This window comes from Parafrankia soli (assembly GCF_001854695.1).
GTDB lineage: Bacteria > Actinomycetota > Actinomycetes > Frankiales > Frankiaceae > Parafrankia > Parafrankia soli.
Window position 1 is genome coordinate 44,770 of record NZ_MAXA01000235.1, and the last position, 12,313, is coordinate 57,082.

A 12,313-nucleotide genomic window follows, 5' to 3' on the forward strand; every position below is an offset into this window, starting at 1 on the left:
TGCCATGGTCCGCGCCCTGCTGCCGCCGGTGGCCCTCACCGAGACGCAGGCCGCGGCAGTGATGGCGGCGCTGGCCGCGCTCCAGGACGGGCCGTTCGCCGCTGACGCCGCCGACGCGCTGGGCGCCGTCCTCGACGCGCTGGGCGTGACCGGCACGGCCGCCCGCGAGGAGCTCACCGAAAAGGCACGGCGGATCGGCACGGACCCGGTCCGCGCCCCGCGGGGGCCGGTGGCCACCGTTGTCGAGGCGGCTCTGCTCGACGGAGTCGTCATCACGATCGACTACATCGACGCCACCGGCGCGGTCAGCGAGGGACGTCCGGTGGAGCCCCGGCTGATCGGTTTCACCGGGGGCCACTGGTACCTGTTCGCGTGGTGCCTGCGCCGGGGCGGTCCACGCTGCTTCCGGTGGGACCGGATCACGCGCGCGGAGGCGACGCGGACCCCGGTCCAGGAACGCGACACGATCGCGGCCTTCGGGATCCCGCCCACCGGGACCCACCCCGCTCCCGCCCGTCGACCCGCCTGAACCGGGTCCGCCTCGCCGGCGGCGGCTAGCGTCCCGAGTCCGCCGCGTTGGCCGCCGGTGCGTCGGCGCGGGTGTCCGTGCCGGTCACCAGACGACCGCCATCGCCAGCCTCACTGACTCCGCCGGCCCCACTGAGCCCGCCGACCTCGCTGGACCCGCTGAGGTCGCCGGCCCCACCGGCATGGCCGTCCTGGCCGCCGTCGCCGTTCTCGGCGGGCGGCTCCGTCGTCAGCGACCAGACGATCGACCCGGCCAGCACGACCGCGATCACCGCGAGGGACAGCCAGATCGGCATGTGCCAGACGTCGGTGAGCAGCATCTTCACCCCGATGAAGGCAAGGATCACGGCGAGCCCGGTCGCCAGGTGGTGGAACTTCTCCATCAGCCCGGAGAGGAGGAAGAACAGCGACCGCAGGCCGAGGATGGCCAGCGCGTTGGCGGTGTAGACGAGGAAGGTCTCGTTCGTCACGCCGAGCGCCGCGGGCACCGAGTCGAAGGCGAACAGGACGTCCGCGGTCTCGACCGCCACCAGCACGGCGAGCAGCGGCGTGGCGATCAGCTTGCCCGCGCGCCGCAGGATGAAGTGCTGCCCCTGGTAGGTGTCCGTCACCGGGATCACCCGGCGCAGCAGCCGGACGGCCCTGCTCTGCCCGGGGTCCATGTCGACGCCGTCGTCGCGGACCATCTTGAACGCCGTGTACAGCAGGAAGGCGCCGAAGATGTAGATCACGAAGCTGAAGTTCTCGAGCAGCGCGATGCCGGCCGCGATGAACAGGAAGCGCAGCACCAGAGCGCCCAGCACGCCGTAGAACAGCACGCGGTGCTGGTACTCCCGCGGGACCTTGAAGTACGAGAAGATCAGCGCGAAGACGAACAGGTTGTCGACCGAGAGGCTCTTCTCGAGCAGGTAGGCCGCCGTGTACTCGCCGGCCGCGCCGGGGCCCTGCCAGGCCCAGATGACGAAGGCGAAGGCGACACCGAGCGACACCCAGCCAACGCTCCACCACGCGGCCTCCCTGAAGCCGATGACGTGCGCCCTGCGGTGCGCGATCAGGTCGATGGCGAGCAACAGGAGCAGGCCGCCAATGAAGGCGGCCCAGGCCCAGGCGGGCACATCCACGGAATCTCCTTTGGGTGGTACGGGGGGGTCGCGGCCGGTGGCCGCGGTCACCGGCGGGGCTCACGGGCCCCGCCGGGAATGCTGTGCTCTGGTCCGCCGGGCGCCGTTGCCAGCAGCGTGACCAGAGCGGGTTCAGGACGGGCCGCCAGGCCCGCGCGCCGAGGGGGCCACTCAGGCCCGGCGACGGCGGGGACGTCCGCCGGGAACCCGGCGGGACCGGGCTCCCGGCGCGACCGGTGAGCTCACCGGCGACGGCGGCCGAAGCCGGTCGGGGTGACCACCCGGCCGTGCAGCGGCGTGGTCTCCAGCGCCCGGGCCAGTTCGCCCGGGCCCACGGTGCCCACCATCCCGGGCAGGCCGTCCGGGCCGTCGGCGACGACGACGATCACGCCCGCGGCGGGCCGGTGCGCCAGCCGCGACGCGACCGCGGCGAGCGGCTCCTCCGGACGGGCGGTGGCGACCCGGTCCAGCGGGATGGTCACCCGGGCCACCCGGGCCAGGTCGCGGTCGTCCGCGGGCACCGCGGCCAGATCACGCAGCAGGGTGACGCCGATCAGCGGCCCGGCGAAGTCCCGGACCCCGAACACCGAGGCGCGGGACGGGAGCACGGTCTCGTCCAGCGCGGCGGCGACCGTCTTCCAGGACGGCAGCGCCTCCGGGGCGGGGATCATCACGTCACGGACGAAGACCCCGCGCAGCGCGGCAGAGGTGCGCTCCTGCGTCTGCGCGAGCCGGGACGTCCCGAGCGCGAGCCAGCCGAGGAGAATCGCCCACAGGCCGACCAGCCCGACCAGGAAGGTGGCCGCCGCACCGAAGACGATCAGGGTCCACCCGGTGATGACACCCGCGCGGGCCACGGCCGCTTCCGCGGCCGCCTCGTCACCGGTGCGGCGCAGGACCCGGGCGGCGAGGATCCGCCCGCCGGCGCTGCGCGGTGCGGGCAGCAGGTCGACGACGGTGATGAGCAGGGCGAACGTGCCGACCCAGAGCGCCAGCTCGCCGACCAGGGCGAGCGTTCCGCCGGGGGCGAGCGCGCCGGCGGCGACCAGCACCATCCCGGCGAGGGCCGTCACCGTCAGGCCCGCACGGGCGACGGCGGCGTCGGCGAGTGCGTCACCGGTGGCCGGGGCGAGCGGGTCACCGGTACCGGCCGGGCCGGTACCGCCCAACGGGCCGGTACCGCTCAGCGGGCTGCCGTCGCCCCGGTCCGTCGAGCGGTCGCGTGCGGGTGCGAGGCCCAGCCGGCTCCCGAAGGCGCCGAGGGTGATCCCGGTGACCGTGATCCCGGCCCTGCGCGCGGCGGCGGCCCGGGCCAGGTCGGCCCCGAGCAGGATCGCGACGAGCAGACCCGCGCCGAGCACGCCCCCGCTGAAGTAGGCGAAGCCCGGACGGCCCGGCACGGTGGCGGGGAGGGTGAGCGCGCCGAGCAGCACCGTCACGACCGCCACGGACACGAACAGGCCTGGGCGCACTGCGATCGGCGGCAGCGCCGTGGGGCGGGAGCCGTCCTTCGTGGACATGTCTCGGGTAGATCCTTTGCCTTTCACCGTCAGTCACTTCCGTCGGGGGCTTTGTGTTGCCGTGGTGGCACCTGGGCGGGGCGATGATCGCGGCGCCGGGCGGCCGACGGGCGGTGCGGGGATCGTCCCCGCGAGGGGCCGGATCCGCTCCGCGTCGGCCTGCCGTGGGCGCCCCGCAGGGCCCCGTACCAGGCTCAACGCTCAGCCTGCCCTTCGGTGTCCCGGCAGACACCGTCCGGAGTCCGCGACTTTGTCTACGATTTCCTTGCCGATACTCGGCAGCCGAGCGGGGGGAGAGCATGAGGTGACGAAACGGGATCAAACATCCAGGCCGGTCTTCCCGGACGACGACCAGCCAGCCGGGCTGCCCGGTACCAGCCTCACCCGGCTCCCCCGGGCCGCCGTGCTCGCGGCGGCCGACGCCCGCCTGCACGCCGGCCTGCTGGGCAACTATCTGGAGGTGCTCGCCTCCGCGGCCGACAGCGGCCGGCGGCTGTCCCGCGCCGAGCTCGACGTCTTCCGGGCGCTCGGCCAGGCCGCCGCCGAGTCCGGCGCCTCGCTGCCGGCGCTCGTCGACCTCTACCTCTCCGCGACCTGGCGGATCTGGCCGTCGCTGCCCGTCGTCCGCCAGGCCGACCGGGACGCGCGCGACCTGGGACGGACGCTGCCGGCGGTCCTGGGCGGGCGGGTGCCGGCCGTCGCCCACGCCGAGCACTCCCAGCACACCGAGGACGGCGGTGATCCCACCGATCTCAGCGGGCTGACCGTCGGGGCGGTCTCGCGAACCCGCGCGGCGGCGTCGGCCGTCCTGCGGGCCAGCGACGACGCGGTCGCGGCGGTGTGCGAGGGCTACGAACGGGCCCGTGCGGCGCGGGCGCGCTCGGAGGAGGCGATGCGCCGCGAGCTGGTGGACGACCTGCTCACCGGCACCTCCGAGCTCGGGCCGCTGCTCGAGCGGGCGGCCGCCTTCGGGCTCCGGCTGGAGGCGCCGCACGTCGTCCTCGTCGCGGCGGGCGGGCGGCGCTTCCTGGACGGGCGGGCGGTCGTGCGCGGGATCGAGGAGGCGCTGCGCGCGCAGTGCGCCACGGAGCCCCTCGTCGCGACCAAGGACGGGCTGCTCGTCTGCGTCGTCCCGCAGGAGACCGACCTGATCCTGCCCGTCCCGCCCACGGCGGCGATCACGCCGGACGACGGCGCCGCACCGGACCGTCGCCCCGCCGCCGGCCCGACGGCCGGGTCGGCCAGGGCCGGGGTGACCAGCGTGAGCGATCCCACGTCGGGACGACACCATCCTGTGCATCACCCCGTGCACGCCCGGCCGGACGGCGGCTCCGGGCACCCGAGAGCCGACCGGCCGACCCTCGACCGGGAGATCGCACGCCCACGGACCACGGCGCCGCGGGGCCGGCGCCGGATGGACCCGCCCGGCCCCGGCGACGCCGGGTTCGCGCCGCTGCCGGCGTTCTCCCCCGCGGACGCGGCGCCGTCCACCGCCATCAGGGCGGTCACCGGGCGGCTGGGGGTGGAACCGGAGCTCGTGTGGCGGCTTGGGGTCAGCCGGCCCCGCAGCGGCGTCGCCGGCGTGCGCATCGGCTATGAGGAGGCCCGCAACGCCGTCGAGCTGGCCGGGCGGATGTGGCTGGACGGGCAGGTCGTGCACGCCGACGACCTGCTCATCTACAAGGTGCTGCTCCGCGACCGGGAACCGCTGGAGGAGCTCGTCGAGGCGGTGCTCAGCCCGCTGCGGGCGGCGCGGGGCGGCGCGGGACCGCTGATCGAGACGCTCGACGCCTACTTCGCGACCGGCGGCGTGGCGCTCGCGGCGGCCCGCCGGTTGCACCTGTCGGTGCGCGCGCTCACCTACCGGCTCGACCGCATCCACGCCCTGACCAGGCATGACCCGACCTCTCCAACGGACCGGTACGTCCTGCAGACCGCGGTGCTCGGTGCCCGGCTGCTCGGCTGGGAGGGCACCTCGCGCTGAGGGACACCGCCGCGTGGGGCCGCCGGGTGCCACCGCCGAGGTGGCCGGGGACCGCCGCCGGGAAACTGTCGGAGGCGTGTGGTGTTCTGGAACTCGTGAGCACAACGTTCGAACGCCCCACCACGGACTTCCAGCGCTCGGCCGCGCCGTTCGAGGTCGTCTCGGATTTCGCCCCCTCAGGCGACCAGCCGGCGGCGATCGAGGAGCTGGCCCGCCGCGTGCGGGCCGGCGAGAAGGACGTCGTGCTCCTGGGCGCGACGGGCACCGGCAAGTCGGCCACCACCGCCTGGCTCGTGGAACGCCTGCAGCGCCCGACCCTGGTGATGGCGCCCAACAAGACACTGGCCGCCCAGCTCGYGAACGAGTTCCGTGAGCTGCTGCCGAACAACGCCGTCGAGTACTTCGTCTCCTACTACGACTACTACCAGCCCGAGGCGTACATCGCGCAGACCGACACCTACATCGAGAAGGACTCCTCCATCAACGAGGAGGTCGAGCGGCTGCGCCACTCGGCGACGATGAACCTCCTCACCCGGCGCGATGTGGTCGTCGTCGCCAGCGTGAGCTGCATCTACGGTCTGGGCACCCCCCAGGAGTACATCGACCGGATGGTCCGGCTGCGCGTCGGCGACGAGATCGAGCGCGACCGCCTGCTGCGCCGCTTCGTCGACGTCCAGTACGCCCGCAACGACCTCGCCTTCACCCGCGGAACGTTCCGCGTGCGTGGCGACACCATCGAGGTGTTCCCGGTCTACGAGGAGCTCGCGGTCCGGATCGAGATGTTCGGCGACGAGATCGAGCGCCTGACCTACCTGCACCCGCTCACCGGGGAGATCGTCCGGGAGTCCCAGGAGGTCTTCGTCTTCCCCGCCACCCACTACGTCGCCGGGCCGGAGCGGATGGAGCGGGCGATCGCCGGCATCGAGGCGGAGCTCACCGACCGGCTGGCCGAGCTGGAGGGCCAGGGCAAGCTGCTGGAGGCGCAGCGGCTGCGGATGCGCACCACGTACGACATCGAGATGATGCGCCAGGTCGGCTTCTGCTCCGGCATCGAGAACTACTCCCGGCACATCGACGGCCGGGCCGCCGGCACGGCCCCGCACACCCTGCTCGACTACTTCCCGGACGACTTCCTGCTGGTCATCGACGAGTCGCACGTCACCGTGCCGCAGATCGGCGGCATGTACGAGGGCGACATGTCCCGCAAGCGGAACCTGGTCGACCACGGCTTCCGGCTGCCGAGCGCCATCGACAACCGGCCGCTGCGCTGGGAGGAGTTCCTGGAGCGCATCGGCCAGACGGTGTACCTCTCGGCGACTCCGGGCCCCTACGAGCTGGGGCGCGGGGACGGCGTCGTCGAACAGATCATCCGGCCGACCGGCCTGCTCGACCCGGAGATCGTGCTGAAGCCGACCAAGGGCCAGATCGACGATCTCGTGCACGAGATCCGGATCCGCGCGGAACGCGACGAGCGGATCCTGGTCACCACGCTGACCAAGAAGATGTCCGAGGATCTCACCGACTACCTGCTCGAGCTCGGCATCCGGGTGCGCTACCTGCACAGCGAGGTCGACACACTGCGCCGGGTCGAGCTGCTGACCGAGCTGCGCCGCGGCGAGTTCGACGTGCTCGTCGGCATCAACCTGCTCCGCGAGGGCCTCGACCTGCCCGAGGTGTCGCTGGTGGCCATCCTCGACGCCGACAAGGAGGGCTTCCTGCGCTCGGACAAGTCCCTGATCCAGACCATCGGCCGGGCCGCCCGCAACGTCTCCGGCCAGGTCCACATGTACGCAGACAAGATCACTCCGTCGATGAGCAAGGCCATCGAGGAGACGAACCGGCGCCGGGAGAAGCAGATCGCCTACAACACCGAGCGCGGTCTCGACCCTCAGCCGCTGCGCAAGAAGGTCGTCGACATTCTCGAGGACATGGTCCGCGAGTCGGCGGGCGAGGAGATGATCGGCGGCGGTGGCCGGGCGCAGTCCCGTGGCAAGGCCCCGGTACCCGGGATGAAGTCGAAGGCGGGGGACGCGGTCGGCCGGTACGCGGCGGAGCTCGCCGGCATGCCGCGCCACGAGCTCGCCCAGCTCATCCGCCAGCTCGACGACCAGATGCACGAGGCCGCCAAGGAACTGCAGTTCGAGCTGGCGGCCCGCCTGCGCGACGAGGTCAACGAGCTGAAGAAGGAGCTGCGCGGGATGGACGCCGCGAACGTCCGGTAGCCGCGCGAACGCCCGGCGCCGGAACCGGGCCGGGGGCCGGGCCACCGGCGGAACCCGGGCGCCTGGCCGGGCCGGGGTCAGGCCGCGCGGCGGGCGTGTACCTCGAGGCGGACGTAGTCGATGGCGGGCCGGGGCAGCCGCTCGGCGACCGCCCGGACGAAGGCCGCGCGCTCGTCGGCGCCCAGCCTGACCAGGTGCGCGCCGAGCACGACCGTCTCCAGGTAGTCGTGCAACGCAGCCGGACCGTCGAACTGGGCGGTCTCGGCGCGCAGCCGGGCCTCGATGTCGACGAAGCCGGCCGCGGCGAGGCGCCGCTCCGTCTCGGCCGGCGCCGCGAAGTTCCACACCTGCGGAACCTCTCCGAGCACCGCCGCCAGGGCCGCCTGGACGGAGGCGATGTTGCCGTGGCCGCCGCAGTCGACCGAGAGCCTGCCCCCCGGCCGCAGGATCGCCGCGAGGTTGTCGAACACCCGCTGGTGATCGGCTATCCAGTGCAGGACGGCCACGCTCAGCACGGCGTCGACCGGCCCGGCGATCGGCAGCGGGTCGAGCAGGTCCGCCGCGAGAATGGTGAGCCGTTCGGTGTCAGGCAGCCGTGCGCGGAGCTGGTCGAGCATGCTCGCCGATGCGTCGACGGCGATGACCCGGCCGCGCGGGAGCGCCTCGAGCAGCGCCGCGGTGTCCCGCCCGGTGCCGCAGCCGGCGTCCAGCACGGTCTCGCTGCCGGTCAGCGCGAGCCGGGCGAGCGTGCGCTGCCCCCACAGCTCGTGCGGCAGCCGCAGCCGGCCGTAGGCGGCCGCGTCCCACTCCCAGGCCACGGCGCTCAGGAGCCGGGGCGGACGGAGGGCTCGGCCAGCCCGGCGTCACGCCGGCGCAGCAGCTCCCCCCACACCTCGCCCACGCGTTTCCGCAGGTCGTCGAGCGACCCGCTGTTGTCGACCAGGATGTCGGCGACCGCCCGCCGCTGCTCGTCGGTGGCCTGGGCAGCCATCCGGGCCTCGGCCTGGCCGCGGGCGAGACCTCGCCGGGCGAGCCGCTCCAGACGCAGCTCGCGTGGTGTCTCGACGACCACGATCGCGTCGTAGCCGGGGCGCGGTCCGCCCTCGACCAGCAGCGGGATGTCGTGGATCACGACGGCGTCCGGCGGCGCGGACGCGATCCGGGCCGCCATCTCCGCCCGGATCAGCGGATGGGTGATCGACTCGAGCTGCCGCCGGCTCGCCTCGTCGGCGAACACCACGCGTCCCAGCGCCTCCCGGTCGAGGGTGCCGTCCGCCAGCAGCACGGACGGCCCGAACGCCTCGGCGACGGCGGCGAGGCCGGGCGTCCCGGGGGCGACTACCTCGCGGGCGATCCGGTCGGCGTCCACCAGATGGGCGCCGTGTTCCACCAGGAGTTCAGACACGGCGCTCTTGCCCGACCCGATTCCGCCCGTGAGGCCCACGATCAGCACCAGCCGAGTCTGCCAGGAGCCCCCCGTGCCCGCGACGGGTCCGCGCGGCGCCGGGCCGGCCGCGCGGGTTGGCACACTGGACGGGTGGCGCCCACCCGCAGCGAGCCCGGCCGTGCCGGGCCTGACCGCGCCAGGCCCGGCCGGGCAGAGTGGACGCGGGCGGCGATTGCCCGGGGCTGGCCGGCGCTGCTCACCGGCAGCCTGCTCGCCGCCGGCACGGTGGGCCTGGTGCTGCTGCCCACGCTCGCGAGCTCCGCTCCCCTGCTACTCATCGCGCTGCGGCCGACGGTCTCCGTCCTCATACTGGTCGGCGGCAACGTCGCGTTCCTGCCCGCACTGCTGATCGCCACGGTGCTCCGGACCCTGCTCGACCTCGGGTACTTCGGCCTGGCCCGCTACAACGTCCGGTCGCTCCTGCTGCGCCGGGTCGGCACCAGCCGGCTGGTCACCGTCCTGTCGCGGCACGGCGCGCAGCGGGGCCTGCTGTGGTTCTGCCTGATCAACACGAACGTGGCCGTCGACGCGGCGTTGGGCACCGGGTCGGTGTCGATGCGCCGGTTCCTGCGGTTCCTCGTCCCCGGTTCGATGACCTCCTCGGCGCTCTACCTGTCGGCGGGCAGCGCCCTCGGGCCGTGGACCAGCGACCTGGTCCGCTGGCTCGACAACCACGCGAGCCTGCTCATCATCGGCGGCATCGCGCTGGCCTGCGCCCACGCCGCGGTGGTCATGGTGACCCGCCGGGTGCGCGCCGGGCGACGTCCGGCCCCGGCCACCAGCCCGCCGGTCAGCAGCCCGCCGGTGAGCGTCGAGGACGTCCACTAGAAAAGGCCGGACAGGCACGAGGGACGGTTCGGCGACAGCGTATATCCGCGCCGATTTTCTCATTTTCTCCGGCGCCGGACGGATTTCCCGCGAGCACCACCTGAGCGGCGTCCGGGCGCGAATTTCCTCGCTGTGATCTAACACGGTTTTTACAGGCCGGACGACCATCCCGGGCGTAAGACTTCGTGACTGCCCGAGAACCCCGCGGCCTGTCGCGTGCCGGATCGGAGAGGTGGATCGTCCTGGTGTTTCGTTCGAAGTTGATCGGCACGGCGCTCGTGACGGCGGCGCTGGTGAGCGCCTGTGGMGCAGGAGGATCCACCCAGAGCGGAACGGCGACCTGGACCTGCGCGCCGGGTGTCACTGACGACGAGATCACGGTCGGCGTCCTCTACCCGGACAGCGGCGCGATGTCGGCCCAGTACACCGGATACCGCTCCGGTGTCGAGGCCCGCATGGCGGAGCAGAATGCCGCCGGCGGGGTCGGCGGCCGCCGGATCACGACGATCTGGCGTGATGACGAGTCCAGCCCGGGCGTCAACCTGCGCGCGGCGAAGGATCTCGTGACCGCGGGCGCGTTCGCGATCCTCGAGCACACGGCGTACTCGGAACAGTCCGCGCCCTGGCTCGACCAGCAGCACATTCCAGTGGTGGGTGTGGCCGACCAGCCGCTGTGGGCGGACCACCCGAACATGTTCACGTACACATACGTCGCCGACGACACCGAGGCGACGACCACCCTGGGGCAGTTCGTCCAGTCCCGCGGCGGAACCCGGGCGGCGCTGATCATCACCTCGGCGACCCGGGCTTCCCTGCTCTACGCCGAGAGCGCGCGACGCAGCCTGGCGGCGGCGGGCATCCCGGTCGTGTTCGAGGAGCCGATCGACGGCATCACCATGCCCGACGTCGTCGGGCGGATCGTCCGGACCGGAGCGGACACCCTGGTCGCGGCCACCTCGCTCGACATCTACATCGGCACCCTGATCACCGCCGCCGAGCGGGGCCACCCGTTCGGGACGGCGGTCTCCCCCGCCGGCTACGACATGCGCGTGCTGGTCTCCGGTCTGCGGCAGGCCCTGGCCGGCACCTACACGCCGCTGCCCTTCACCGCGCTGGAGCGGGGCCTGCCCGCCCACCGCGACTACCTGTCCGCGATGACCCGGCACGCCCCCGAGATCCAGCCGCCGAGCCAACAGAGCGCCGTCAACGGGTGGATCAGTGCCGACCTGTTCCTGCGCGGACTGCGGACCCAGGGGCACTGCCCGACCCGCGACTCCTACATCCGCGGGCTGCGCGGAGTGACCGACTACGACGCCGGCGGCCTGCTCACCCAGAAGATCAACTTCTCGGCCGGGCAGGGCCGGCTGGACCGCTGCGCGGACTTCGTCCGAGTCTCCGCGACCGGTGACGTGTTCGAGGTTGTCGAGCCGCAGCCGCGGTGCGGCGAGCTCGTCCCGGCGGCTCCGGCCGTCACCGCGGCGACGGCCGCGGCACAGGACGGCGCAGGCCGGTCTGGACATCTGCTCACGTAGCGGCCAAGGTCGGTGGCCCCGGGTCAGATCCGCCCGGGACGGCCCACACCTGGAGGAGTCGCCGATGACCGGTCACCGACGCTGTGCGCCCTGTGCCGTGCCGCCGCACATCCTCGAGCGCATCGCCCGGAACGGGAACGACGAGCAGCGCGCCCGCGCGCTGTCCACCATGGCCCAGGACTCCTCGCACCGCAGCGTGCGCGTGCACAACGCCCTGATGCGCTCCGTGCAGCGCCCGGCGACCCCGCCGCGGCTGGCCCCGACCAGCGGCCCGCGCCGCACGATCGGCGACGCGAAGGAGTCCGAGGACCTGCCGGGCACGACCGTGCGCGCCGAGGGCGACGCCCCAGTGGCCGACGTCGCCGTGAACGAGGCGTACGACGGCCTCGGCGCCACGTTCGCGTTCTTCCTCGACGCCTACGGCCGGGACTCCGTCGACGACGACGGGATGGGCCTGCTCGCGACCGTGCACTACGGCGATCATTACGAAAATGCCTTCTGGAACGGCCGGCAGATGGTCTTCGGCGACGGTGACGGCGAGCTGTTCAACCGGTTCACGGTCTCGCTGGACATCATCGGCCACGAGCTCGCGCACGGCGTCACCGAGGACGAGGCGCAGCTGATGTACCTGAACCAGTCGGGCGCGCTGAACGAGTCGCTGAGCGACGTCTTCGGCTCGCTGGTGAAGCAGCACCTGCGCGGCCAGACCGCCGAGGAGGCCGACTGGCTGATCGGCGAGGGCCTGCTCACCGACGCCGTGCAGGGCGTGGCGCTGCGGTCGATGAAGGAGCCCGGCACGGCCTACGACGACCCGGTGCTCGGCGACGACATTCAGCCCGCGCACATGGACGGCTACGTCCGCACGACGACCGACAACGGCGGGGTGCACATCAACTCGGGCATCCCGAACAAGGCTTTCTACACGCTCGCGGTGGCCCTCGGCGGCCACGCCTGGGAGCGCGCGGGCCGGATCTGGTACGAGGCGCTGCGCGCCCCCCAGCTCCGGCCGAACGCGACGTTCCGGTCGTTCGCCGCCGCCACCTCGCGCCAGGCCCAGGTGCTGTTCGGGCCCGAGGAGACCCAGGCCGTGCGGGACGCCTGGGCCTCGGTCGGCGTTCCGGTCTGACGCCC

Annotated in this window: 10 protein-coding genes; 6 read left to right on the top strand and 4 right to left on the bottom strand. The window is 73.3% G+C overall.

Annotated features, from left to right (window positions below; genetic code table 11):
- Positions 1 to 4 precede the first annotated feature (4 nt).
- Positions 5 to 529, top strand: a complete 525-nt coding sequence (locus BBK14_RS24025) for a helix-turn-helix transcriptional regulator (RefSeq protein WP_071065522.1) — start codon at positions 5 to 7, stop codon at positions 527 to 529.
- A gap of 25 nt (positions 530 to 554) precedes the next feature.
- Here the strand turns inward: BBK14_RS24025 and BBK14_RS24030 are convergent, their stop codons facing one another.
- Positions 555 to 1,649 carry a TerC family protein gene (locus tag BBK14_RS24030; RefSeq protein ID WP_071065523.1) on the bottom strand — a complete coding sequence of 365 codons (1,095 nt, stop codon included), beginning with the start codon at positions 1,647 to 1,649 and terminating at the stop codon, positions 555 to 557.
- A 242-nt stretch (positions 1,650 to 1,891) separates the two neighbouring features.
- The gene (locus BBK14_RS24035) at positions 1,892 to 3,169 is read right to left on the bottom strand and encodes a zinc metalloprotease (RefSeq protein WP_071065524.1); all 1,278 of its coding nucleotides are present in this window, start codon (positions 3,167 to 3,169) and stop codon (positions 1,892 to 1,894) included.
- Between the two features lie 304 nt (positions 3,170 to 3,473).
- On the opposite strand from BBK14_RS24035, the gene BBK14_RS24040 reads away from it, so the two are divergent.
- Complete coding sequence (locus tag BBK14_RS24040; RefSeq protein ID WP_071065525.1) at positions 3,474 to 5,153, top strand: helix-turn-helix domain-containing protein; 1,680 nt, start codon at positions 3,474 to 3,476, stop codon at positions 5,151 to 5,153.
- Between the two features lie 95 nt (positions 5,154 to 5,248).
- Positions 5,249 to 7,375: an excinuclease ABC subunit UvrB gene (gene uvrB / locus BBK14_RS24045; RefSeq protein ID WP_071065526.1), complete on the top strand. Its 2,127-nt coding sequence runs from the start codon at positions 5,249 to 5,251 to the stop codon at positions 7,373 to 7,375.
- Positions 7,376 to 7,452: 77 nt separating this feature from the next.
- Here the strand turns inward: uvrB and BBK14_RS24050 are convergent, their stop codons facing one another.
- Positions 7,453 to 8,193, bottom strand: coding sequence for a class I SAM-dependent methyltransferase (locus tag BBK14_RS24050; protein WP_071065527.1), 741 nt, complete (start codon positions 8,191 to 8,193; stop codon positions 7,453 to 7,455).
- Between the two features lie 5 nt (positions 8,194 to 8,198).
- Positions 8,199 to 8,819, bottom strand: a complete 621-nt coding sequence (gene coaE / locus BBK14_RS24055; protein WP_083391224.1) for a dephospho-CoA kinase — start codon at positions 8,817 to 8,819, stop codon at positions 8,199 to 8,201.
- Between the two features lie 93 nt (positions 8,820 to 8,912).
- Here coaE and BBK14_RS24060 point away from each other — a divergent pair, with 93 nt between their 5' ends.
- The 3 genes from BBK14_RS24060 to BBK14_RS24070 all read left to right on the top strand — a co-directional run bounded on the left by BBK14_RS24060 (position 8,913) and on the right by BBK14_RS24070 (position 12,308).
- Entirely contained in the window at positions 8,913 to 9,650 is a 738-nt protein-coding gene (locus BBK14_RS24060; protein ID WP_071065529.1) for a hypothetical protein, read from the top strand.
- 245 nt (positions 9,651 to 9,895) lie between these two features.
- A complete protein-coding gene (locus BBK14_RS24065; protein ID WP_071065530.1) occupies positions 9,896 to 11,182 on the top strand; it encodes an ABC transporter substrate-binding protein in 1,287 nt (428 codons plus the stop codon).
- Positions 11,183 to 11,246: 64 nt separating this feature from the next.
- Positions 11,247 to 12,308 carry a M4 family metallopeptidase gene (locus BBK14_RS24070; RefSeq protein WP_071065531.1) on the top strand — a complete coding sequence of 354 codons (1,062 nt, stop codon included), beginning with the start codon at positions 11,247 to 11,249 and terminating at the stop codon, positions 12,306 to 12,308.
- Positions 12,309 to 12,313 lie beyond the last annotated feature (5 nt).

Bases quoted from the DNA above. Each gene is read 5' to 3' on its own strand.
- BBK14_RS24035 (WP_071065524.1), bottom strand. From the start codon at position 3,169: ATGTCCACGAAGGACGGCTCCCGCCCCACGGCGCTGCCGCCGATCGCA.
- BBK14_RS24070 (WP_071065531.1), top strand. From the start codon at position 11,247: ATGACCGGTCACCGACGCTGTGCGCCCTGTGCCGTGCCGCCGCACATC.
- BBK14_RS24025 (WP_071065522.1), top strand. From the start codon at position 5: ATGGTCCGCGCCCTGCTGCCGCCGGTGGCCCTCACCGAGACGCAGGCC.